This window comes from Pilimelia terevasa (assembly GCF_014647915.1).
GTDB lineage: Bacteria > Actinomycetota > Actinomycetes > Mycobacteriales > Micromonosporaceae > Pilimelia > Pilimelia terevasa.
This window is the reverse complement of record NZ_BMQC01000001.1, coordinates 155,884-179,201: the sequence shown is the minus strand read 5'-3', so window position 1 is coordinate 179,201 and position 23,318 is coordinate 155,884. Positions and strand designations below refer to the sequence as shown.

Here is a 23,318-nt window from a genome sequence, read left to right as displayed (position 1 = left end):
TGCGCCACGAGGGTACCGGCCCCGGCGGGCGGACAGGTCATCCTGCCGACCTGCGGCGGCGCCCGCACGGCGGAAAGCCGCGGGGCCGCGCCCCCGGTACGGGGACGTCAGCGCCACCGGAAGTGGACGAAGATCCGGCCGAAGTTCCTGGAGTCCTTCTCGACGCGGTGGTACAGCGCCTTGACCTCCTTCTGGTCGAGGAAGCGCAGCACCCGCTTCTTCAACTGGCCGGAGCCCTTCCCCGGGATGATCTCGACCAGCGGCGCCTTCCGGGCGACCGCCTCGTCGATGATCCCGCGCAGCGCGCGGTCGATCTCCTGCCCCCGGTTGAAGACGTCGTGCAGATCCAGCACCAGCTTCACGCCCCACCCCCTGCCTGCCTCGATGCTAATCCGCGCCCGGGCGCCGGCCACGGGCGGCGCGGCCCGGATCGGCGACGGGCAGGGCCGGGCGGGGGCCGGCCGGCCGACAGGCTCAGGGGACGCGGGGGCGGATCCAGCGCAGCGCGGCCGCCTTGTTCACGGCGTCGAGCCGGGAGACGGCGCCGAGCTTGGCGTAGATGTTGGTGAGGTGGCGCTTGACGGTGCCCTCGGTGATGAACAGGCGGGCGCCGATCTGGGCGTTGCTGAGGGCCTGCCCGGCCAGTTCGAGGACCTGCCGCTCGCGGGGGCTGAGGACGGTCGGCGGCGGGCCGGAGTCGCCGGGGCGGCGCAGGGGCGGCGGTACCAGCTCGTCGCGGTAGGCGACCGCGCGCACCGCGTGCATGAGCTGCTGGCGGGTGATGCTCTTGGCCAGCAGCCCGTGGGCCCCCGCCTCGATGACCTGCGTGGCCAGCAGCGGGTCGTCGTGCATGGTCAGGATCAGTACCCGGACGGTCGGGCAGACGTCGTGCAGCCGCGCGATCGTCTCCTGGACCGGCGCGAACGGCATCTCGACGTCGAGCAGGACGGCGTCGGGCCGCGCCGCGGCGGCGAGCCGGACGGCGGTCTCGCTGTCGGCGGCCTGCGCCACCACCCGCACGTCGGCCTCGATGCCGAGCAGCTCGGCCAGGCCCTCCCGGAACAGCGTGTGGTCGTCGACCAGCATGAGCCGCAGCCAGTCGGTGCCGACGTGCACGCCGGGCGCCTCGGCGAGCGTGGCGCTCATCCGTCCCCCTCGCTGAGCGGTACCGCGACCGCTACCTCGGTGCCCCCGCCGGACCGGGGCCGGATGACCAGCGTGCCGCCGCAGGCGGCAGCCCGTTCGCGCATGGAGACGATGCCGATCCCGGACGCGGGGACCGCCGCCGGGTCGAACCCGGCGCCGTCGTCGCGCACCCGCGCCAGCACCTGCCCGTCGTCGGCGGTGATGGTCACGTCGACGACGGTGGGCCGGCCGTGCCGGTGGGCGTTGCGCAGCGCCTCGCGCAGGATCAGGAACAGCTCGCCGCGGACCGGGCGGGGCAGCGGCGGCTCGCTGTCGGGCAGGTGCAGCCGGGTGGGGGCAGAGAAGCCGGCGACGTCGAGGTACGCGCGCAGCTCGTCGCCCAGCGCGCCGGTGCCCGGGTCGCGGCGCAGGGCGGCCGTCACGCCGCGGAGCTGGTCGAGGGCCGCGCGCAGGTGGGCGGCCGCCGCTTCGAGCTTGGCCTCGGCACGCGCCGGGGACGAATGCCGGAGGGCGCCGAACAGTTCGAGGTCGTGCAGTACCACCGCGAGCGTCGGGGCGATGACGTCGTGCAGCTCGCGGGCGATCCGCCGACGTTCGTCCACCTGGCAGCGGTGGAGGCGGTCGAGGAGGACGGCGACCGTGGTTTCACTCATTGACTTCCGTTTCGCGGTTCTCGTGCGCGCCCGCTGACTATTCCGCCGCGGGCGGCACGTCGGCGCCCCGGCGCGCCGGGGCGCGGCCGGGCGACCACTGCAACCGTCGTGGTCGGGGAGAGGGTTGCCATCCGGTGGACGACGGAACCGGAGCGCGCTCCGACTGCCGCCGATTCAGCAGCCGGGTGGGGGGAGCCTCCCTTCGCGGGCGCCTGCCGAGGGATGTACGGCCGGCGGATGTCCGGCTGGCGGGCGATCATGCGACATCGCTACGTATCCCCCCGCATACTGTCCGCTTTGGATACGCAGCGGTACCTCCATCGAAAGATGTGTTTACCGTGTGAGCTAGATTACAAGCAGTTGTCGTGTTGAACAGGGAACTGTCAGAAATCCGACGGTTGACTGGCGTCAGCCCGCACACCATGGCACCCCTTACGACGCGCAGCGTCCACAACGCATCACTTGCAGTCACGAAGTCGGTGCCGCGACCTCCTGGTACACCGTCATTCCACCACGCACCGCGATCTCACGCGGACAGGGCGTGCGCCGCACCGCCGCGAGACCGCCCGTCGGACCAACGCCGCGGCGACGAAAACGGCACGCGGGCGACGTGAGAGGCGTCACGCAGATCACCCCCGCCCCGCGTCCCGCGCCCGGGCCGGCCGCCGCCGCCCGGACCCCCGCCCCGCCGCCGCCGGACCCCCGCGCCCGCCGCGATGTGCACGCGCCGACGCTAGTCGGCGGGCGAAGACCCACATCAGGGACAAACGTCGAAGTCACCCGGGACCAAGGTCTGGACCTGGGCGGCCGTTCGTGACAACCTTCCCCCCACGCAACGACATGCGTGAATGTGCGGCCCCGCCGCCCGCCGCGCACGCCCCTCCGCCGCTGGCGGGGGGCGCGATGAAAGGAGCACCTCCTCATGGCCGGTCTCCGGCGCCCGCCCCTCGCGCTGACCGCCGTCGGCGCCCTCACGGCCGTCCTCGTGCCCGCGGCCGTCCTCGCCGTACCGTCCGCCGCCGCCGCCGCGCCGTACCTCGCCGAGCGCGTCTTCGTCGAGACGCAGGTCGACAGCGACGGCAACGGCCGCAAGGACCGGGTCGCGATCGACATCAACCGGCCGGCGAGCGGCAAGGTCCCCGTCGTCCTGGAGCACACCCCGTACAAGGACGGCCTCAACGACGCCGCCAACCACAACGTCGACGTCGGCAAGCTGCCGCAGGAGACCTCCTTCGTGGACGGCGAGGTGCCGCTGCGCCCCAAGCCGATCCGCAAGAGCAACCTGCGCGGCCTCATGTTCGACGAGCTGCTCGCCGACGGGTACGCCACCATCGCCGGCCAGAGCATCGGCACCTCCGGCAGCGACGGCTGCCCGACCAGCGGCGACATGCAGGAGGCGATGGGCGCCGTCGCCATCGTCGACTGGCTCAACGGCCGCGCGAAGGGCTTCAACGCCAGCGGCGGCGAGGTCCGGGCCGACTGGTCCACGGGCAAGGTGGGCATGACCGGCGTCTCGTACAACGGCACCCTGCCGAACATGGCCGCCGCCACCGGTGTCGAGGGCCTGGAGGCCATCGTGCCGATCGCCGCGATCGCCGACTGGTACGACTACTACCGGGCCAACGGCCTGGTCGTGGCGCCGGGCGGCTACCAGGGCGAGGACGCCGACATCCTGGCCAAGGCCGTCGTGAAGAAGGGCGGCGGCTGCGCGGCGCAGATCAACAAGCTCACCCAGCAGCAGGGCCGCGAGCACGGCGACTACACCCAGTTCTGGAAGGACCGGGACTTCACCGACAAGGCGTCCAAGGTCCGGGCGGCGGTCCTGGTGGGCCACGGCATGGGCGACTGGAACGTCAAGGGCACCAACTACGCCAAGTGGTACCAGGCGCTGGCCAAGGCCGACAAGCCCCGCAAGATCGTGCTGCACCGGGGCGGCCACGGGGTCCCCAACCACCCGCAGTGGCGCACGATGGTGAGCCGCTGGTGGGACCGGTACCTCAAGGGGATCGACAACGGCATCGACCGGGAGCCCCGGGCCGACGTCGACGTCGACGGCACCTGGAAGAAGTTCGCCGACTGGCCGGACCCCGGGGCCAGGGAGGTCACCTACCAGCTCGGCGCGCGCGACGGCACGAGCCCGGGTTCGCTGACCGAGTCCGAGCCGACCGGCAGGCAGCCGCAGGCCTTCACCGACCTGGGCAGGTCCGCCAAGGTGGGCACCCTCATCGCCGACGGCACCAAGCCCAAGGACGGGCGGCTGGTCTACCTGAGCGAGCCGCTGAAGGCCAACAGCCGGTTCACCGGCACCGCGCGGGTCACGCTCAACGTCGCGGTGGAGAACAAGACGGCGGCGAACCTCACCGCGGTCCTGGTCTCCTACGACAGCAGCGGCGCCGGTACGCACATCAGCCGGGGCTGGGCCGACCCGCAGAACGCGGCCAGCCTGGAGAAGGGCACGCCGCTGACGCCGGGCAAGGCCGTCACGGTGACCTTCAACCTGGAGCCGCAGGACCGGGCCATCGCCGCCGGCCGGCGGATCGGCCTGGTGATCATGTCCACGGACAGCGAGTACACGCTGCGCCCGCCGGGCGGCACCAAGCTGCGCGTCGACCCGGGCGGCTCGCTGACCGTCCGCCTCGCGAACAACTGACCCGCCCGCGAGACCGACCGATCCGCCCTTTCAACAGCACGTGAGTGTGGCCCGCGGCGTCGCCCGCGGGCCACACTCGCGTCCGGGGTACCGCGACCCGGCGCGGCGCGCACGGCGCCCCCGGGGATATTCGGCTGCCCGCGGCGGCGGGCCCGGCCGACAATCGACGGATGGAACTGGCCACCGCGCGGCTGCGGCTGCGGCGCCTCACCGACGGCGACGTCGAGGACCTCCGACTGCTCGACGGCGACCCCGAGGTGCGCCGGTTCCTCGGCGGCGCGCCGCCGACCCGCGCACAGGTCGCCGAGGCGACCCTGCCGCGGATGCGGGCGTACGACGGGACCGGGTTCGGCTACTGGGCGGCCGAGGCGGCGGGCCGGTTCGCCGGCTGGTTCGCGCTGCGGCCAGAGCCGGCCCGGCCGGGCGAGCTGGAGCTGGGGTACCGGCTCGCGCGGGCCGCGTGGGGCCGGGGGTACGCGACCGAGGGCGGCCGGGCGCTCCTGGCGCACGCCTTCGCCGACCCGGCCACCTCGGCCGTCTACGCCGAGACGATGGCGGTCAACGCCCGCTCCCGCGCCGTCCTGGCCCGGCTCGGCTTCCGGCACACCCGCACCTTCCACCCCCACTTCGACGCCCCGCTGCCCGGCAGCGAGCACGGCGAGGTCGAGTACGTCCTGACCCGCTCCCGCTGGGCCGCGCTCCCCGCCGACCGCCCCTGATCCAAGGGGCGGGGCCGGTCAGCGGGTCGTGAAGTGCCAGGGTTCGGCGAGGTCGTGGAAGGTCTCGGTCGGGACCAGCTCGACGTACCGGCTCATCTGCGCCGCCACCTCCGGCGGCGGCGGGATCCGCTCGCCGCGGCGGGCCGCGGCCTCCGAGGTGAAGTACACCGCCCGGTGGACCGTGCCGTCCCCGGCGATCGCCACCAACCCGCCGATCAGGTCCGGCCGCAGCCGGGCCAGGTGGTCGACGGTGTGCTCGCTGAGTTCGCGCAGCCGCTCGGGCGCCGTGGTGTGGCCCTGGACGACCTGGACGAAGCCGGCGCGCTCGCTCGGCCCGCCGAGGAACGTCATCGGCCGGTCGCAGTCGTGGAAGGCGGGCTCGGCCTCGAACGCCTTGGCCGTCTCCATCCACCACTGGTGCTGCTCGGGGCGGTCGCTGTTGCGCCGGGCCGCCTCGGCGGAGGCGAACCGGGCGAGGCAGAGGAAGGTCCGGTCGGCGGTCAGGCCGGCGGTGCTGCCGAGCCAGCCGGTCGCCCCCGGGGCGAGGTCGGTGGTCCACCGCCGCATCGAGTGCCGCAGGTCCTCGGCGTCCGCCACCCGTCCGATGATCACCTGTACGAACATGGCACCTCCCGCTCGCCCAGCCCGACGCCGGCCCGCCGCGGCCTCCCCGCCCGCGACGCTACGCCGGGGCGCCGGCCGCGCGCGGCGCTTTGCGCAACGCCGGGCAGGGGTTTGCGCCCGCGGGCGCCCGCCGCGCCGAACGGGCGTTTGCCCAGGTCAGCCGATTGATCCACAGCGATGTCCCGGCGGCCGCGGCCATCGCGCCGGACGCACGAAAAGATCGCCGTCCGGCTATATCGGAGATCGTCCGCCGCCGATTAGCGTCAAGCGCATCGCAGTACGTGAATACGTCTCGCGCCATTTCCGACGCGCGGGGCACCGAGGAGGTGCGGTGGAGCCGGTCGCCCGGGTACGTGCCCAGACGCCCGAGACAGGGTCGCCGACCCGGATCGCGCTGCGGCGGCTGCGCCGCGACCCGACGGCGCTGCTGTGCGCCGGTACCGTGCTGTTCTTCGTCCTCGTCGCGGTCTTCGCCCCCCTGCTCGCCGCCCTGGCCGGACAGGACCCGCTGACGCACCACTTCGAGCTGATCGACGACGGGACCAGCCTGCCGCTGGTCGGGATGACCCCCGAGCACTGGTTCGGCGTGGAGCCCCGGCTCGGCCGGGACCTGTTCGCGCGGTGGGCGTTCGGGGCGCGGCCCTCGCTGTTGGTGGCCGCCGTCGCCACCACGGTGAGCACCCTGGTCGGCGTCACCGTGGGCCTGGTCGCGGGCTTCGTCGGCGGCCGGGTCGACCGGGTGCTCTCCTGGCTGGTCGACCTCGTGCTCAGCCTGCCGTACCTGCTGTTCGCCATCGCCACCCCGGCGACCCTGATGGCGGTGGTCGGGCTGACGCCCGACGACGCGGAGCCCTCGGTGGTCTCCGAGATCCGGTTCTACTCACTGATCATCGTGCTCTCGACCTTCGGCTGGGCGGGCCTGGCCCGGCTCATCCGCGGCGAGGTGCTCTCGCTGCGCGAACGCGAGTTCATCGCCGCCGCGCGGGTCCTCGGCGTACCGACGCGCCGGGTGCTCACCCGGGAGCTGCTGCCCAACCTGGTCGCGCCGATCGTCGTGTCGGTCTCCATGGCGCTGCCCGGCTACGTCGTCGCCGAGGCGGGGCTCACCTTCCTCGGCGTCGGACTCACCGAGCCCACCCCCTCGTGGGGCGTGACGATCGCGTCCGCCGTCAGCGCGTACGAGTCCGTGCCGCACTACCTGTGGATCCCGGTGCTCAGCGTGACCGCGCTGGTGCTGGCGCTGAGCCTGCTGGGCGACGCGGTCCGCGACGCCTTCGACCCGAAGACCCGCCGGTGATCCGCCCACCCCGAAACGGAGCTGTCGTGAAGCGTTGGAAACGCACCGTCGCCGTCGTGGCCGCCGCCGCCCTCGGCACCGCCGGCTGCGGTGTCCGCACGCCCCCGTCGGCGACCCCGCAGGCGTCGGCGCCCTCGGACATCGACATCCAGACCAACAGCATCGACCCCGACGCCACCGGGCCGGCGCGGGAGGTGCCCGGCGCCCGCCAGGGCGGCGTGCTGACCGTGTACGGCCAGAACCCGCCGGACACCTTCGACCCGACCGACATCTACTTCGTGGACAGCAACGAGATCGGCAAGCTGCTGTTCCGCACGCCGACCCAGTTCGACGTGCGCGCCGGCAAGCCGGTGCTCGTACCGGACCTCACCGACGTCGGCAAGGTCTCCGACGACAAGCTGACCTGGACATTCACGTTCAAGGGCGGCAGGTACGAGGACGGCAACGACATCCGGGTCGAGGACCTGGCGTACGCGATCAAGCGCTCGTTCGCCCACGACATCTACCGCAACGGCCCCACCTACCAGCTCACCTACTTCAAGGACGGCAAGAAGTACAAGGGCCCGTACCGCGACGGCGAGGACTACGCGGGGGTCCAGACCCGCGGCGACAAGCTGATCATCAAGCTCGACAAGCCGTTCGCCGACCTGCCGTTCTACCTGTCCTTCCCGATGTTCACGCCCATCCCGAAGGCCAGCGACAGCAAGCAGGAGTACAAGAACCGGCCGCTGGCGACCGGGCCGTACCGGTTCGAGAGCTTCACCCCCGGCTCGGAGCTGAACCTGACCCGCAACCCGAACTGGGCGCCGGAGACCGACCCGGTGCGGCACCAGTACGTGGACGGCTGGCGGTTCCGCTGGGGCGCGGACCCGGTGAAGACGCAGAAGCAGGTGCTGGCCAGCAACGGCGAGGACGCCAACGCCGTCGACTACGCCAACGTGGACGCCTCCGTGCTGGCCGAGGCGACCGGCGCGCGGTCGGCGCAGTTGGTCAAGGGCGACAGCCCGTGCAGCATCGGCGTGCAGATCGACAGCCGCAAGGTGCCGCTGGCGGTGCGCCGGGCGATCGCCAAGGCGTACCCGTACGACCAGGTGCGCAAGGCCTCCGGCCTGACCGACGTCTCCGCGGAGCGGTCCTCGACCATCCTGCCGCCCAGCGTCCCCGGCTTCGCGCGGTACACCCCGGTCGAGGACCTCGACGGCACCGGCACCGGCGACCCCGAGGGCGCCCGCGCGCTGCTGAGGGAGGCGGACGCCGAGGGCTTCGCGCTGAGCTGGTACTACGACAACCAGCAGCCGCTGACCCAGCAGGTCAGCCAGGTCCGGGCCGACGCGCTGGAGCAGGCCGGCTTCACGGTCAAGCCGATCGGCGTCTCCTCGGCCGAGCTGCGGGCCAAGAAGTCCGACTACGACGCCCCGGTGAACATGGGCCAGTCCCCCGGCGGCTGGTGCTCGGACTGGCCGACCGGCGGGAGCTGGTTCCCGGTGCTGTTCCGCACGCAGAGCATCGGGGAGGGGCAGAGCTGGGGAATGTTGGGCGAGAAGAAGCTCGACAAGAAGATCAACAAGCTCGCCAAGCTGCCGGCCGAGGAGTCCGAGGAGAAGTGGGCGGCGCTCGACGAGGAGATCATGAAGAAGTACGTCTTCCTGCCCCACTACTACGACAAGACCGCGATCGTCGCGGGCAGCAACGTCGGCGGCTGCGAGGCCGACCCGACGATGGGGATGCCGTTCCTGCCGACCATGTTCCTGAAGAAGTAGCGCGTGCGCAGGTACGTACTGAGGCGGGTGGCCAGCGCCGTCGCGGTGGTGGTGGCGACCCTGCTGATCAGCTTCGTGCTGTTCTTCGTGGCGCCCAGGGACCCGGTGGGGGCCGTCTGCGGCGCGAAGTGCCCGCCGGAGCGCGCCGCGGAGATCGCCGCGAGCCTGCACCTGGACGACCCGGTGCCGAGCCAGTTCGGGCAGTACGCGTGGGGCATCGTGGCCGGGCGGACGATCACCAGCGGGGGGACCACGGTGGAGTGCGCGGTCCCCTGCCTGGGCTACTCGTACAAGCTCGGCCAGCCGGTGACCGCCCTGATCGCCGACGCCGCCCCGGTGACGTTCTCGATCGTGCTGGGCGCGGCGCTGGTGTACCTGGTCGTCGGCGTCGCCAACGGCGTCGTCGCCGCGCGGCGACGGGGCAGCGCGCTGGACCGGCTCACCGTCGGCGGGACGCTGGTGCTCAGCTCGGTCCCGTACTTCGTGGTGGCGCTCGTCTTCGCGCTGTACGTGGCCGGGCGGGTCCTGCCGCCCTCGCAGTACACCTCGCCGCTGGCCTCCCCGCTGGGCTGGGCCAGCGGCCTGCTGGCGGCGTGGATCACGCTGGGGCTGGTCAACGCCGCGGCCTACACCCGGTACTCGCGCGCCTCGATGATCGAGGCGCTGGGCGAGGACTTCGTCCGCACCGCGCGCGGCAAGGGGATCAGCGAGCGCCGGGTGGTGTACCGGCACGCCCTGCGCGCGGCGCTCGGCCCGGTCACGACGATCTTCGGCATCGACCTGGCGGCCCAGCTCACCGGCGCGATCTTCACGGAGCGGATCTTCGGCCTGCCGGGGCTGGGGACGCTGACGCTGAACGCGTTCGCGCAGAACGACATGCCGGTGATCATGGGCAGCGTGCTGGTCGGCGCCGTGCTGCTGGTGACGCTGAACCTGGCGGTCGACCTGATGTACACCGTCCTCGACCCGCGCGTCCGGCTGGGGTGAGCATGTCCTACGAGACCTCGGCCCACGACGAGCCGTACCTGGTGGTACGCGACCTGAGGGTCAGCTTCCCGACGGCGGCCGGGCCGGTGGAGGCCGTCCGCGGGCTGTCCTACTCGGTGCCGCTGGGGCGGACGCTGGCGATCGTCGGCGAGTCCGGCTCGGGCAAGAGCGTGTCGAGCCTGGCCGTGATGGGCCTGCACGACCCGCGGCGCACCCGGGTCGGCGGCTCGGTCACCCTGGGCGGCCAGGAGATCGTCGGCGCCCCGGAGTCGGCGCTGCGCAGGGTGCGCGGCGCGCGGGCCGCGATGATCTTCCAGGACCCGCTGTCGGCGCTGCACCCGTACTTCACGGTCGGCGACCAGATCGCCGAGGCGTACCGGGCGCACCACCGGGTCGGGCGCGGGCCGGCCCGGGCGCGGGCGGCGGAGCTGCTCGACCGGGTCGGCATCCCCCGCCCGCGGGCGCGGCTGGACGAGTACCCGCACCAGTTCTCCGGCGGGATGCGCCAGCGCGTCATGATCGCGATGGCGCTGGCCAACGACCCGAAACTGCTCATCGCCGACGAGCCGACGACCGCGCTGGACGTCACCGTGCAGGCCCAGATCCTGGACCTGATCGGGGACCTCCAGCAGGAGTTCGGCTCCGCGGTCGTCTTCATCACCCACGACCTGGGCGTGGTGTCCGAGGTCGCCGACGACGTGCTGGTGATGTACGCGGGCCGGGCCGTGGAGTACGGCACCGCCGACCAGGTCCTCGCCCGACCCCTGCACCCGTACGCCTGGGGCCTGCTGGAGTCGATCCCGGCCCTGACCGGCGACCCGGTCCCCCTGCGCCCGATCCCCGGGCTCCCGCCGCGCCTCACCGACCTGCCCGGCGGCTGCGCCTTCCACCCGCGCTGCGGCCAGCGCGAGCGGGTGCTCCACGGGCGCTGCGCGAGCGAGGCGCCCGACCTGGCCCCGCGCAGCAGCGAGCAGGGGCGGCTGTCCCGCTGCCACCTGTCCCACCCCGAACTGATCTTCGTGCAGGAGATCCTGCCGCGGCTGCCCTGAGGAGTTGGCATGACCCTGTCCGCCACGAGCCACCGCGCCCGCCCGCAGGTGCCCGCGGTCCCGGGTGAGCCGCTGCTCGCGCTCCGCGACGTGCGGATGCACTTCCCCGCGGCCGGCGGGACCCGCGCCGCGCCGCGCACGGTCAAGGCCGTCGACGGCGTGTCGCTGACCCTGCACGCGGGCCAGACGCTCGGGCTGGTCGGCGAGTCCGGCTGCGGCAAGTCCACCACCGCCCGGCTGATCGCGCGGCTGCTGGAGCCGACCGGCGGGCAGATCCTCTACCGGGGCGTGGACATCGCGCACCTGAGCACGCGGAAGCTGCGGCCGTACCGGCGGGAGATCCAGCTCATCTTCCAGGACCCGGTCTCGTCACTGAACCCCCGGCACACCGTCGGCACGATCATCGGTACCGCGCTGCGCACCCACCGGATCGTCCCGCCGCACCGGGAGGTCGCCCGGGTGCAGGAACTGCTGGAGATCGTCGGCCTCGACCCGGACCACCACGGGCGGTACCCGCACGAGTTCTCCGGCGGGCAGCGGCAGCGGATCGGGATCGCCCGGGCGCTCGCCGTCCGGCCGAAGGTGATCGTCGCCGACGAGCCGGTGTCCGCACTGGACGTCTCCATCCAGGCGCAGGTGATGAACCTGCTGGAGAAGCTGCGCCGGGAGTTCGGCATCGCGTTCGTCTTCATCGCCCACGACCTGGGCGTGGTACGGCAGTTCTGCGACCGGGTGGCGGTCATGTACCTCGGCAAGGTAGTGGAGAGCGGGAGCCGCGACGCGCTGTACGGCACGCCGATGCACCCGTACGCCCAGGCGCTGCTGTCGGCGGCGCCGAACCTGGCGACCACGCGCGGCGCGCCGCCGCGCGCCCGGATCCGGCTGGTCGGGGACGTGCCCAGCCCCGTCGACCCGCCCACCGGCTGCCGCTTCCGCACCCGCTGCTGGCGGGCCGAGGACCGGTGCGCCACCACCGAGCCGACCCTGACGCCGACCGCCGCCGGCCTGAACACCGCCTGCCACTTCCCCGAGCGCCTCGACCCGAGCTGGCTGGAGGTCGCCTGATCCGCGGGGCGCCCGTCGGCCGGAGACCGACGGCGGGGGCCGCCCGCTAGGCTGCCCGCGTGGACGGGGCGACGATCAGGCCGGATCTCGGGTACGCCGTCGTCCTCGCCGCGCTGGCGGTCGCCACCGCCGTCCTCGCGCGCGCGACCCGGCTCGGCGTGGGCCGGCAGATCCTCACCGCCAGCGCCCGCGCGGTGGCCCAGCTCGCCGTCGTGTCGGTGGTCATCGTCGCGGTGCTGCGGTCGGCGGGGTACACCGCCCTGTTCGTCGCCGCCATGCTGGCCATCGCCGCGGCCACCTCCGCCCGGCGGGTCGGCGAGGGCCGGCCGGCCTGGTGGGTGGCCGTGCCGCTGGCTGTGGGCACGGCCCCGGTCCTGGGCGTGCTGCTGGCCACCGGCGTGGTTCCGCGGGCGCCGGTCGCGGTGGTACCCGTGGCCGGGATCCTCATCGGCGGCGCGATGACGTCGACCTCGCTGGCCGGGCGGCGGGCGCTGGACGCGCTGGAGGACCGGTTCGGCGAGTACGAGGCGGCCCTGGCGCTGGGCCTGACCTCCCGGCACGCGGCGCTGGAGGTGTGCCGGGCGCGGGCGGCCGAGGCGCTGCTTCCCGGGCTGGACCAGACCCGCACGGTGGGCCTGGTGACGCTGCCGGGGGCGTTCGTGGGGGTCCTGCTCGGCGGCGCCTCGCCGGTGGAGGCCGGCGCCGCGCAGCTCCTGGTGCTCGTCGGCCTGCTCGCCGTGCAGACCGTCGCGGTCGCCGCGACCGTGGAGCTGGTGGCCCGCCGCCGCATCCCCTGGCGCCGCGGCTGACCGCGCCGGGTCAGCGGGGCAGGTGCGCGGCGCCCGCCGCGGACACGGCGGACACCGGTGCCGGCGTCGGCAGGGTCAGCCAGGCCGTGTCGGCCGACGGCGGACGGGGGGCGCCGAACAGGTACCCCTGGGCGAGGTCGCAGTCCAGCGCCCGGAGCCGGTCCCGCTGGGCTTCCGTCTCCACGCCCTCGGCCACGACCCGGCGGCCCAGGGCGTGCGCCATCGCCACGACGGTGCGGACGATCGCCTCGTCGCCGTCCTCCTCGTCCATGCCCTGGACGAACGACCGGTCGATCTTCACGATCTCGGCGGGCAGCATCCGCAGGTAGCTCAGCGACGAGTAGCCGGTGCCGAAGTCGTCGATGCAGATCGTGATGCCCAGCCCGTGCAGGACGCGCATCGTCGCCAGGGCGCTGTCCAGGTCCTCCATCGCGCCGGACTCGGTGATCTCCAGCCAGAGCGCGGACGCGGGCAGCCCGGTGTCGGCCAGGACCCGCCGCACGGTGTCGAGCAGGCGGTCCCCGCGGAGCTGGCGCACGGCGACGTTGACGGAGACGTGCAGTTCCGGGGCGTCCGCCGGGCGGGCCTGCCGCCACTGCTGGAGCTGCGCGGCGGCCTCGTGCAGGATCCAGTCGCCGATCGGCACGATCAGGCCGGTGTCCTCGGCGATCGGGATGAAGTCGACCGGCGACACCCGGCCGTGCACCGGGTGCTCCCAGCGCAGCAGCGCCTCGAACCCGGTCAGCCCGCCGCGCTGGAGATCCACGATGGGCTGGTAGTGCAGGGACAGTTCGCCGCGCGCGAGCGCCCCGCGCAGCGCCTGCTCCAGGTCGACGCGGTGCCGGGTGGAGGCGCGCAGCTTCTGGTCGAACAGGGCGAACGAGTTCCGGCCGGCGTCCTTGGCCTGGTACATGGCGATGTCGGCGTCGCGCAGCAGCGCCAGCGCCTCGGTCCCGCCCGCGGCCCGCACGACGCCGATCGAGGGCGTGACCACGACGTCGCCGACCGACAGCGGGAACGGCCGGGCGAACTCGGCGACGATCCGGGCCGCCAGCGACTCGGCCAGCTTGGCCGGGGCGTGCGAGGCGAGCGCCAGGACGAACTCGTCGCCGCCGATCCGGCACACCAGGTCCTCGGCGCGGACCATGCCGCTGAGCCGGCCGGCCACCGCCACGAGCAGTTCGTCGCCGACCTGGTGGCCCCAGTTGTCGTTGACCATCTTGAACCGGTCCAGGTCCAGGAACAGCAGGCTGATCTCGGCGCCGTCGGCGGCGGCGCGCGCGCTCCAGCGCGTCAGCGTCTCGGTGAGCAGTTCCCGGTTGGGCAGGTCGGTCAGGGGGTCGTGGGTGGCGCGGCGGCGCTCGGCCAGCTCCGCCTCGTGGGCGGCCTGCTGGGCCACGATCCGGGCGTCGTGGGCGCGCACGATGCGGACCAGGATCGCCACGGTCAGGATCACGGTCAGGCCGATGCGGACCAGCGAGTCCGCGCCGTTGACCGGCGGCACCCAGCTCGCGGCGACGGTCGGCACCAGCAGGACCGCGGCGATGCCGACGACGCGGCCGATGCCGAGCCGGCGCAGGACGGCCGGGTGCGGGATGGTCAGCCGGACCATGCTCGGGTGCAGCGCGGCGGCGCCGATCGCGGCGAAGCCGGCCAGGAACACGACCTCGATCTGGAGGTCGGTGACGGCCTCGGGCATCCGGCCGATCTGGCGCAGCGCGAACGCCAGGTCGCCGAACAGCATCGAGACCGCCGCGAACGTGACGAACCACAGCACCGGTTCGCGCCGGCCGTCGGCGAACAGGAGCTGCGCGGCCATGGCGAGCAGCACGACGTCGAGGATCGGGAACGCCGCGCCGAGCACGTACAGGACCGCGCCGTCGCCGGCCTGGGCCAGGATCGGGACGATCAGCAGCGACCAGGTGGCCAGGGTGGCGCCGATGCCGATGAGGACGGCGTCGGCGCGGGCCGGGTCGTTCTCGGCCGCCCGGCGGCGGGCGAGCAGGCGGCCGAAGCCGGCGAGCAGCAGCAGGTACCCCGGGACGACCGCGAGGTCGGGGGCGAACGCGGCGAGGGTGAGCTGGTGGCCGGGCGGGTTCGCCTGGCGCAGGACGGAGCCGACGACGAAGGCGCTCATCGCGCCGACGACGTACCACCAGGGGCGGGCGTCGGCGGGGCTGAGCCGGTACCGGCGCAGCCCGAGGACCACGGCGGCGATCGCGCCGGCCGAGATCACGACGAAGACGGCGAGCTGGACGGCGGGCAGCCCGGTGCAGTACGCGAGCAGGGCCAGGCCGGTCCCGCCGGCGAAGGCCCAGGACGCGCGCGCGGCAGCGGCGGACGCACCCTGCGACGACCCCATGCCGACACCTCCTCTGTGCCAGTACGCCACCTCAGCGCTCCCGACTTACTCCTTATCGGAAGATTTGCCCTGAGTTGAAGTGCTCCGGCAGGCCGGTCGGGTGCGTCGGGCGCCGTCGGCGGGACGGGCACCCGACGCGTCCGGGGGGAGGCGGTCGGTAAGCGGGACGGATCAGACAGGGGCTACCACGTAGTAACTCTGGGTGTCGACCTGGGTCAGCGCCCCGCCGAACTGCCGGGCCATCGCGGCCACGCCCTCGGGGAGCCGGCGTGCGGCGTTGAAGCCGCAGACGTCCATCGCCAGGATGCCGTCGGCGCGCTTGGCCTGGGCGCCGATGCGGATGTTGAAGCGCTGGTACAGGCCGGAGTTCTGGTACTCGGGCCGGATCAGGGTGTAGCCCAGATAGAAGATCGCCTTCCGGGCCGCGTACTGCGGGTAGCGGGCGGCGTAGAACTCCGGGCTGATCCAGGCCACGGCGTCCAGGTCGGTGGTGACGGTGGTCAGCGCGACCGGCTCGCCGTCGGACCAGGCGACGTGCTTGATGATGCGCGGGTCGGCCATCTCCTCGGCGAACTCCTCCGCCGAGAGCATGTGCCGCGCCGCCGCTGCGCGCAGCAGGGGCCCGAAGGCCGCCCGGTACAGGGCGTAGAAGTCGGCCACGCGCGCGGCCGGGAGCACCTGCTCGACGGTGATCGTGAGGCTCATCGGTCGCCTGCCCACGCCGCGGCCTCGTAGGGCGCGATGACCAGGACGCACAGCGGCCCGTCGTCGCAGACCGCGCCCCGCATGGTCAGCTCCGGCTCCGCGAACTCGTCCTCGCGGCCCCGGACCAGGTCGGCGAGGCTGGTCAGGATCGCCTTGCGGACGAACCGCTCGCTGGTGCCCTCGTGCTCGACGAACAGGCCGCCCTTGCCGTCGCGGCGCTGGACCCAGCCGATCCCCGCCCAGGCCTCCTCGCCCGGCTCGGTGGCCCACTGGGCGGCGTAGACGCAGTACATCTTGTCGCCCCACTGGCCGACCGGGACGGCGGCGGCGCCGCTGGCGTCCACCCGGGTCTGCGGCGGGACGACGCTGGAGAGCCGGATCAGGTTGTAGTGGCCGAGGTTGACCTGGACCAGGGCGTCGTGGAAGGCGGAGAGGGTGGTGCCGCCGGCACCGGTGGCGGCGACGACGGGGATGGTGGCGTAGACGGCTGAGCTCGACATGCGGAACTCCGTTCGCATCAGGGCACGCTCGTCGACCGCACGCGCGGGGCGCGGCGGGACGGGGCGGTGAGGGCCGGTGGACCGTGCGGTGGTGGCGTACGCGTGCTGCCGGTGGTGCCGGGGCCGGGGCGTGGGGACCCGGGGCGGTACGGCGCCGTGGCCTACGAGGCCAGGGCGCGCCGGTCGTTCGCTTTTCGCGACGGACGGACCCCCGCGGTCGGGGTCGGCCTTGCGGACGCACGCGGGCGGATGCCGGGGTCGTGACTGCGGAATCCGGGCACCGTGTCCGTCCCTTCACTCGGTCGTCGTGGTCGGCCTGCGCGCGGCGCGCGGAGGACCCCCCGTTGCGCGCCGGCACGCTGTGTCGTTGCTGCTAATAATATTCGCTTATCGGGCAACTGTGCGTAATCGGACTTAGGTCCGGGCTGTAGGCCACCAGTCGGCGCCAGCCACTCTCCGTGGTGGCGACGGTGAAACAGACTTATCCTTTCAAAGGTGACGCCGCCCACGCTAGAGTCAGCAGACAATTACCCACCGCAGTTTGTGGACGCACCTCCGTGCGCGGGGTCACGGTGTCGGCCACCACGTTCGGTGGCGCGGAGGCGGGCCAGCCCTTGATCATGGGAGAACACCCGGCGAACGGTGCGCCGCACCGCGAGGAGTACCCCCATGTCTGTCGCCCCGAGCAACGCCCACGCCCGCGCGAGTCAGGGCGGAGCCACCGAGATCGGCAAGTCCCCCTCGGAGTCCCGGCTGACGCTGGGCCAGATCATGGACGACCACGACACCAACCTGCTGGGCACCGTGCACGGCGGCGAGATCCTCAAGCTGGTCGACAGCGTCGCCGGGGTCGTCGCCGCGCGGCACAGCGAGGGGCCGGCGGTCACCGCGTTCATGGACGAGGTGGCGTTCCTGGCCCCGGTCCGGGTCGGCGATGTCCTGCACGTCGACGCGGTGTGCACCTGGGCGGGCCGCACCTCGATGGAGGTGTCGGTGACCGCGCGGGCCGACCGGTGGGACAGCAGCGGCCCGCAGACGACGGTGGCCACCGCGCACCTGGTGATGGTCGCGGTCGACGACGCCCGGCGGCCGCGCCCGGTCCCGCCGCTGGTGCCGCAGACCGAGGAGGAGCAGCGGCACTACCAGCAGGCCGAGATCCGCCGCCGGCACCGGCTCACGCTGCGCGAGGACCTGCGCGGCACCCAGTCGGCCGCCTGACCGGTACCCGCCCGGGCCGGTCGGCCGGGCGGCAGTGCCCAGAGGCTTCCTTTTCATCGATGTCCGTGCATATTCTGGGGCATGGCACCCCACCCCAGTGCGCACCCGGCCCGCCGCCGGGGCAACTACATCCCCCGCTCCGGCCTCGCGGGCGGACTCGCGGCGGCGCTGCTGGCCAGCGGCATCGCCGTGGCAGTCGGCCCCGCCGCCGCCTCCGCCCCGCCCCCCGCGGCGCAGATCGCCCCGCCGCCCCCGGTCAGCGGCCCGTTCGTCGAGGGCAACCGGACCGTCCGCAAGTACGACTACAGCAAGGCGATCCGCGAGTCGGTCCGCGTCGACACGAAGATCGACTCTGACGGCAACGGCAAGAACGACGTCATCGCCGTGGACATCGTCCGGCCGGCCGAGGCGGTCCGGGACAACGTGCGGATCCCGGTGATCATCGACCCGTCGCCGTACTACTCCTGCTGCGGGCGCGGCGCGGACAGCGAGAAGAAGCAGTACGGCAGCAACGGCGTGCACAACCACATGCCGCAGTTCTACGACAACTACTTCGTCGAGTACGGGTACGCCGTGGCCGCCCTGGACCTCATCGGCACGTCCCGCTCCACCGGCTGCGGCGACGTCGGGGGCCGGGACGACATCGCGTCGGCGACGCTGGTGGTCGACTGGCTCAACGGCCGCAACACCGCCACCCACGTCGGCGGCGGGGCCGCCAAGGCCGACTGGTCCACCGGCTCGGTCGGGATGCTCGGCAAGTCCTACGACGGCACCGTGCCCAACGGCGCCGCCACCACCGGCGTCGAGGGCCTGAAGACGGTCGTGCCGATCGTGGGCATCTCCTCCTGGTACAACTACACCCGGTACGCCGGCATGGTGACGAAGAAGAACTACCTGTCGTACCTGGGCACCTACGTCGGCAACAACAACGGCGTCTGCACCAGCCGGTTCAACAAGCTGGACCAGCAGGCCGAGGACGGCACCGGCAACTACAACGCGCTCTGGGCCGCCCGCGACCACGTCAAGGACGCGGCGAAGGTCCGGTCCGCCGTGTTCGTGGTGCACGGCCAGGAGGACATGAACGTCGTCCCGGTCAACTTCAGCGCGTGGTGGCAGGCGCTGGAGCAGCACCACGTGCCGCGCAAGATCTGGCTGGCCCGGTCCGACCACGCCGACCCGTTCGACTACCGGCGCAAGGAGTGGGTCCGGCAGCTCCACGAGTGGTTCGACCACTGGCTGATGGGCCTGGACAACGGCGTGATGAAGAAGCCGCTGTCCGACGTGGAGTTCGAGAACGAGACCTGGCAGCAGGACGCCTCCTGGCCGCTGGCCAGGAACGTCCCGGTCGGGCTGGCCCGCGGCGGCCTCGACGGCGCCGGTACCGGCAGCGGCACGGTCACCATCCGGGACCAGGCGGTGAGCGACGAGGACCAGGTGTCGGGCAAGCCGACCGGCGAGCAGGCGTACCGCAAGGTGTTCCTCTCGGCGCCGGTCGCCAGGGACGTGCGGATCAGCGGCCACCCCTCGGTGACCCTCACCATCAGATCGGACAAGCCGCAGACGCCGCTGGTCGCCCGGCTCGTCGACTACGGCAACCGCAAGGTGTTCGCCGGGATGGGCAAGGGCAGCGGCGAGGAGTGCTTCGGCGGCCGGATCGCCACCGACGACGGCTGCTACACGCCCCGGCCGGCCACCACCCGCAACGCCGGCTACGCCGTGTTCGGCCGCGGCTGGCTCAGTGCCGAGCACCGGCTGTCGCTGAACAGCCGGACCCCGCTGAAGACCGGCGAGTGGACCGAGGTCACCATCCCGATCATGGGTACCGACCAGCTCGTCCGCGCCGGGCACCAGCTCGGGCTGTCGCTGCTGCTCTCCGACCAGCTCAAGATGGACGGCCGCAGCCGCGGGGCCACGGTCGACATCGACCTGGCCCGGTCGCGGCTGAACCTGCCGACCGGCCAGGCGGCCGACATCCGGCCGGCGTCCGCGGTGACCGTACCGGTGACGTACGGCCCGCCGCCGGTGCTGCCCCCGACCCGGCTGCTCGCGCCGTGACGGCCGCGCGGTTCCGGTAGGCACGCGCAGGGGGGCGGGCGCGATTCGCGCCCGCCCCCCTGCGCCGCCGGGTCCCGGGACTCCGGGACGTGCCGCACCACCCGGCGGCCGGCTAGGGCGCGGGTGCCTCCGCGAGCCGCAGCACGTCGTCCAGCAGGGCCGCCGCGGTGACCTCCGCCCCCGCCCCCGGACCCTGGATCACCAGCGGCCGGTCCGGGTACCGGTCGCTGAGGATCGTCACCCGGTTGTCGCAGCCACCGCCCCCGGCCAGCGGGTCGGCCACCGCCAGCGCCTCCAGCCCGACGGTCGCGGTGCCGTCCGCGGCGAGCCGGGCCACGTACCGCAGCCGCCGGCCCGCCTGCGCCGCGGTGGCGTACCGGGCGGCCATCGGCGCGTCCAGCCCGTCCAGCGCGGCGTCGACCTCCGCCAGGCCCGCCCGGGCCAGCGCGGGCGGCAGCAGGGACTCCACCCGCACCGCCGAGGAGGGCAGCGGCGTCCCCGAGCGCCGGGCGAGGATGAGCAGCTTGCGCAGCACGTCCACCCCGGACAGGTCGACCCGCGGGTCCGGCTCGGCGTAACCGAGCTTGCGCGCCTGCCGGACCAGATCCGCGAACGACCCCTCGCCGTCGTACGCGTCCAGCAGCCAGGCCAGCGAACCGGACAGCACGCCGGCGAGGGCGTGGATCCGGTCCCCGCCGGCCCGCAGCCGGGCCAGTGCCCGCAGCAGCGGCAGCCCGGCGCCGACCGTGGCGGCGTCGCCGTACCGGTCGGCGTGCGCGTCGATCGCCCGGTACCGGGCCAGTTCGCCGCCGATGCCGGCCTTGTTCGCGGTGGCCACGGCCAGCCCCGAGCGCAGCCAGCGGGCGTGCCAGGACGCGACGTCCTCGCTCGCCGTGGCGTCCACGACGACGCCGGTCGCGCCGAGCGCCGAGGCCACGCTGTCCAGCCGCTGGACCCGGCCGTCGGGCAGGAGCTGGGCCACCACCCGCGGGTCGAGCCCGTCGGTGGCGGCGACGCGCCGCCGGGAGTTGGCCACCTGGACGAGCCGCAGGTGCGTACCGATCCCCTTGTGCCGCAGCCGGGCCAGCCGGTCGAGGAACGCGCTGCCCACGACGCCGGTACCCAGCAGGACCACGTGCGTGACCCGGGTGCGCACCGCGGGCGGGGCGGCGACCGTGCTCATCGGGCCGCGCCGGCCAGCGCCGGGGCGGCCGCGACATCCGGGAGCCCCGCCGCGCCGGCCCGGTCCAGCGCCGCGGCCAGGTCGGCGACGAGGTCGGCGGCGTCCTCGATGCCCACCGACAGCCGCAGCAGGCCGTCGCCGATCCCGGCGACCGCTCGGGCCTGCGGCGACATCGCGGCGTGGGTCATCGTCGCCGGGTGGGCGACCAGGCTCTCCACCCCGCCCAGCGACTCGGCGAGGCTGAAGCAGCGCAGGCCCTCCAGGAACGCCCGCACCGCCGGCACCCCGCCGGCCAGGTCCACGCTCACGATCGCGCCGAAGCCGGTGAACTGCCGGGCGGCGATGTCGTGGCCGGGGTGCGTGGGCAGGCCCGGGTAGTGCACCGCGGCGACGGCCGGGTGGTCCACGAGGGCCGCCACGACGGCCTCGGCGTTCTCCAGGTGGGCGCGCATCCGCGCCGGCAGGGTCCGCAGGCCGCGGCTGGTCAGGTAGCTGTCGAACGGGCTGCCGGTGACCCCCAGGCAGTTCGCCCACCAGGCGACCCGCTCGGCCAGCTCGGCGCAGCCGGCGACGACCGCGCCGCCGACGACGTCGCTGTGGCCGTTGATGTACTTGGTGGTCGAGTGGACGACCAGGTCCGCGCCCAGGGCCAGCGGCTGGGCCAGGGCCGGGGACAGGAACGTGTTGTCGGCCACGACGGTCGCGCCCGCCCGGTGCGCGGCGTCGGCGACCGCCCGGATGTCGGTGATCCGCAGCAGCGGGTTGGACGGGGTCTCCAGCCAGACGACCGTCGGCTCGTGGGCCAGGGCGCCCGCCACGGCGGCCGGGTCGGTGAAGTCGACCGTGACCAGCCGGAACAGCCCCTTGCCGGCCAGCGCGTCGAACAGCCGCCAGCTCCCGCCGTAGCAGTCGTGCGGCACCACCAGCGTGTCCCCGGGGCCCAGCAGCGCGTGCAGCGCCGTGGTGATCGCTCCCATGCCCGTCGCGGTGATGACCGCCCCCGCGCCGCCCTCCAGCGTGCTCAGCGCGTCGGCGAGCACGTCCCGGGTCGGGTTGCCGCTGCGCGTGTAGTCGTAGCGCCGCTTGTCGTCGAAGCCGGCGAAGGTGAAGTTGGTGGAGAGCACGACCGGCGGCACCACGGCGCCGAACGTCGGGTCGGTGTCGATGCCGGCGCGCACCGCGCGCGTCGTCGGGGACAGGTCGGTCATGCGGGACCTCCGGTGAACGCGGCGCGCAGCACGGCGCCGATGCGGTCGGGTTCGGTGAGAAAGGCGTCGTGGCCGGTCAACGAGCTGATGGCGGTGTACCGGACCGGGCCGGCCAGGCGGCGGGCCAGGTCGGCGACGAGGGTCGCGGGGACCAGTTGGTCCTCGACGACGGCGACCAGGAAGGTCGGGGTGCGCACGGCGGCGGCGTCCACCCGGTGCAGGTCGATGGACTCCGACAGGCAGCGGAACGCCTCCGGGGTGGTCCGCCCGGCGTACCGGGCGCCGCAGTGTTCGAGGTAGTCGGCCGAGGCCGCGCGGGCGCGGCCGTCGACGACCGCGACGGGGTCGGCGAAGCGGGCGGCGAACTCCTCGGGCGTGCGGTAGGTGAGCATGGCGAGCTGGCGGGCCAGCGCCAGGCCGGCGTCGGGCTGGCCCCCGCGCTGGCCGAGGGCGACGATCTGCCGCTGGACGGCGCGCAGCGCGCTGGCGTACGGGTGCGGCCGGTCGGCGCCGCTGATCGCGACGAGCCGGTCGAGGCGGTCGCCGTGGCGGGCCGCGAACTGCAGGCCGGTCATCGCGCCGTACGAGCTGCCGACGAACGCGGCCAGCCGCGCCACGCCCAGGTGGTCGCAGACCAGGGCCAGCGCGTCGGCCTGGTCGGCGCTGTCGACGGGGCCGTCGAGGCGGCCGTCGGCGCCCAGCCAGTCCATGGCGAGGATCTGGTGGGTGTCGGGGTCCAGCGGGCGGCCGGGGCCGATCTGGGCGTCCCACCAGCCCTTCTCCGGGTAGACGGGGCTGGCGGCGGCGTGCCGGTCGGCGGAGATCCCGCCGGCCACGACGACGACCGGGGCGCCGGGGCGGCCCTGCACCTCGGCGCGCAGGGTGACCGTGCGGCGGCCGGCGTGGCGCAGGTCCAGGTCGGCGACCAGCGCCGTGCGCCGGGCGGAGGACCGCGCGGCACGATCGTCGACCCGGGGGGCGCTGGGGGCTTCCATACTGGTCACTGCTCCGCGATGGCCGGGGGCCAAGGGCCACACCCGGCGGGGCGGTGTCAAATACCTGCGGTGATCCAGTGCACGTATCGCCTGGCGGCGGACAGCCTGGCGGCTGTCGTCTCCAGCGATCCATCTACCGGCGGACCCGACGAAGGTCCCCGCAGGAGTTGGCACCATTCCGTCGAGTTACCTCGACGGCGGCTGCCCCGGCGTCATCGGGCCTGTCCCTTAGCCGGTCTTGATGGATATCGCTGCCAAGCCTAGGTCCGGGCCGGACGCGGTGTCAATCGAAACGACAACGGTCCATGGGCGGAGCGACGGCGGCGCGCTCTC

The 23,318-nt window shown here is 73.8% G+C and carries 20 protein-coding genes and 1 riboswitch; of the genes, 10 read left to right on the top strand and 10 right to left on the bottom strand.

All coding sequences use genetic code 11. From position 1 onward, the window contains the following. Positions 1 to 107: 107 nt before the first annotated feature. The 3 genes from IEY75_RS00820 to IEY75_RS00810 form a co-directional block, all read right to left on the bottom strand. Positions 108 to 362 (bottom strand): Smr/MutS family protein, encoded by a 255-nt coding sequence (locus tag IEY75_RS00820; RefSeq protein ID WP_189112196.1) that lies wholly within the window; start codon positions 360 to 362, stop codon positions 108 to 110. Positions 363 to 474: 112 nt separating this feature from the next. Then, the gene (locus IEY75_RS00815; RefSeq protein WP_189112195.1) at positions 475 to 1,146 is read right to left on the bottom strand and encodes a response regulator transcription factor; all 672 of its coding nucleotides are present in this window, start codon (positions 1,144 to 1,146) and stop codon (positions 475 to 477) included. After that, positions 1,143 to 1,799 carry a sensor histidine kinase gene (locus tag IEY75_RS00810; RefSeq protein WP_189112194.1) on the bottom strand — a complete coding sequence of 219 codons (657 nt, stop codon included), beginning with the start codon at positions 1,797 to 1,799 and terminating at the stop codon, positions 1,143 to 1,145. Before IEY75_RS00810 ends, IEY75_RS00815 begins: the two co-directional genes overlap by 4 nt. Before the next feature lie 922 nt (positions 1,800 to 2,721). Between IEY75_RS00810 and IEY75_RS00805 the strand changes: the two genes are divergently transcribed. Together IEY75_RS00805 and IEY75_RS00800 are read left to right on the top strand one after the other, a co-directional pair. Further along, positions 2,722 to 4,449: a CocE/NonD family hydrolase gene (locus IEY75_RS00805; protein ID WP_189112193.1), complete on the top strand. Its 1,728-nt coding sequence runs from the start codon at positions 2,722 to 2,724 to the stop codon at positions 4,447 to 4,449. 170 nt (positions 4,450 to 4,619) lie between these two features. Then, on the top strand, positions 4,620 to 5,168 hold the full coding sequence (locus tag IEY75_RS00800) for a GNAT family N-acetyltransferase (protein WP_189112192.1): 549 nt from the start codon (positions 4,620 to 4,622) through the stop codon (positions 5,166 to 5,168). 18 nt (positions 5,169 to 5,186) lie between these two features. Here IEY75_RS00800 and IEY75_RS00795 read toward each other — a convergent pair whose 3' ends face one another. Beyond that, entirely contained in the window at positions 5,187 to 5,792 is a 606-nt protein-coding gene (locus tag IEY75_RS00795) for a hypothetical protein (RefSeq protein WP_189112191.1), read from the bottom strand. 331 nt (positions 5,793 to 6,123) lie between these two features. Here IEY75_RS00795 and IEY75_RS00790 point away from each other — a divergent pair, with 331 nt between their 5' ends. From IEY75_RS00790 to IEY75_RS00765, 6 genes are read left to right on the top strand one after another with little or no spacing between them, the layout of a single operon-like run. Further along, positions 6,124 to 7,089 carry an ABC transporter permease gene (locus IEY75_RS00790; RefSeq protein ID WP_229789253.1) on the top strand — a complete coding sequence of 322 codons (966 nt, stop codon included), beginning with the start codon at positions 6,124 to 6,126 and terminating at the stop codon, positions 7,087 to 7,089. A 26-nt stretch (positions 7,090 to 7,115) separates the two neighbouring features. Then, positions 7,116 to 8,849: an ABC transporter substrate-binding protein gene (locus tag IEY75_RS00785; RefSeq protein ID WP_189112189.1), complete on the top strand. Its 1,734-nt coding sequence runs from the start codon at positions 7,116 to 7,118 to the stop codon at positions 8,847 to 8,849. Positions 8,850 to 8,852: 3 nt separating this feature from the next. Next, positions 8,853 to 9,836 carry an ABC transporter permease gene (locus IEY75_RS00780; RefSeq protein WP_189112188.1) on the top strand — a complete coding sequence of 328 codons (984 nt, stop codon included), beginning with the start codon at positions 8,853 to 8,855 and terminating at the stop codon, positions 9,834 to 9,836. 2 nt (positions 9,837 to 9,838) lie between these two features. Further along, positions 9,839 to 10,885 (top strand): ABC transporter ATP-binding protein, encoded by a 1,047-nt coding sequence (locus IEY75_RS00775; RefSeq protein WP_189112187.1) that lies wholly within the window; start codon positions 9,839 to 9,841, stop codon positions 10,883 to 10,885. Between the two features lie 9 nt (positions 10,886 to 10,894). Beyond that, complete coding sequence (locus IEY75_RS00770) at positions 10,895 to 11,950, top strand: ABC transporter ATP-binding protein (RefSeq protein WP_189112186.1); 1,056 nt, start codon at positions 10,895 to 10,897, stop codon at positions 11,948 to 11,950. A gap of 59 nt (positions 11,951 to 12,009) precedes the next feature. After that, complete coding sequence (locus IEY75_RS00765; RefSeq protein ID WP_229789252.1) at positions 12,010 to 12,759, top strand: ABC transporter permease; 750 nt, start codon at positions 12,010 to 12,012, stop codon at positions 12,757 to 12,759. 10 nt (positions 12,760 to 12,769) lie between these two features. On the opposite strand, the gene IEY75_RS00760 is transcribed toward IEY75_RS00765, so the two are convergent. The 3 genes from IEY75_RS00760 to IEY75_RS00750 form a co-directional block, all read right to left on the bottom strand. Further along, on the bottom strand, positions 12,770 to 15,121 hold the full coding sequence (locus IEY75_RS00760; protein ID WP_189112185.1) for a putative bifunctional diguanylate cyclase/phosphodiesterase: 2,352 nt from the start codon (positions 15,119 to 15,121) through the stop codon (positions 12,770 to 12,772). A gap of 171 nt (positions 15,122 to 15,292) precedes the next feature. After that, complete coding sequence (locus IEY75_RS00755) at positions 15,293 to 15,826, bottom strand: hypothetical protein (protein ID WP_189112184.1); 534 nt, start codon at positions 15,824 to 15,826, stop codon at positions 15,293 to 15,295. Further along, the gene (locus tag IEY75_RS00750; RefSeq protein WP_189112183.1) at positions 15,823 to 16,326 is read right to left on the bottom strand and encodes a pyruvoyl-dependent arginine decarboxylase; all 504 of its coding nucleotides are present in this window, start codon (positions 16,324 to 16,326) and stop codon (positions 15,823 to 15,825) included. The genes IEY75_RS00755 and IEY75_RS00750 overlap by 4 nt, the downstream gene beginning before the upstream one ends. A gap of 669 nt (positions 16,327 to 16,995) precedes the next feature. Between IEY75_RS00750 and IEY75_RS00745 the strand changes: the two genes are divergently transcribed. Together IEY75_RS00745 and IEY75_RS00740 are read left to right on the top strand one after the other, a co-directional pair. Continuing rightward, a complete protein-coding gene (locus tag IEY75_RS00745; RefSeq protein WP_189112182.1) occupies positions 16,996 to 17,544 on the top strand; it encodes an acyl-CoA thioesterase in 549 nt (182 codons plus the stop codon). Between the two features lie 81 nt (positions 17,545 to 17,625). Next, a complete protein-coding gene (locus IEY75_RS00740) occupies positions 17,626 to 19,599 on the top strand; it encodes a CocE/NonD family hydrolase (RefSeq protein WP_189112181.1) in 1,974 nt (657 codons plus the stop codon). A 112-nt stretch (positions 19,600 to 19,711) separates the two neighbouring features. Here IEY75_RS00740 and IEY75_RS00735 read toward each other — a convergent pair whose 3' ends face one another. From IEY75_RS00735 to metX, 3 genes are read right to left on the bottom strand one after another with little or no spacing between them, the layout of a single operon-like run. After that, the gene (locus IEY75_RS00735) at positions 19,712 to 20,782 is read right to left on the bottom strand and encodes a homoserine dehydrogenase family protein (RefSeq protein WP_189112180.1); all 1,071 of its coding nucleotides are present in this window, start codon (positions 20,780 to 20,782) and stop codon (positions 19,712 to 19,714) included. Next, complete coding sequence (gene metB, locus IEY75_RS00730; RefSeq protein WP_189112179.1) at positions 20,779 to 21,990, bottom strand: cystathionine gamma-synthase; 1,212 nt, start codon at positions 21,988 to 21,990, stop codon at positions 20,779 to 20,781. Before metB ends, IEY75_RS00735 begins: the two co-directional genes overlap by 4 nt. Beyond that, positions 21,987 to 22,985 carry a homoserine O-succinyltransferase MetX gene (gene metX / locus IEY75_RS00725; protein WP_189112579.1) on the bottom strand — a complete coding sequence of 333 codons (999 nt, stop codon included), beginning with the start codon at positions 22,983 to 22,985 and terminating at the stop codon, positions 21,987 to 21,989. The genes metB and metX overlap by 4 nt, the downstream gene beginning before the upstream one ends. A gap of 126 nt (positions 22,986 to 23,111) precedes the next feature. Then, positions 23,112 to 23,233, bottom strand: a riboswitch (SAM riboswitch). Positions 23,234 to 23,318 lie beyond the last annotated feature (85 nt).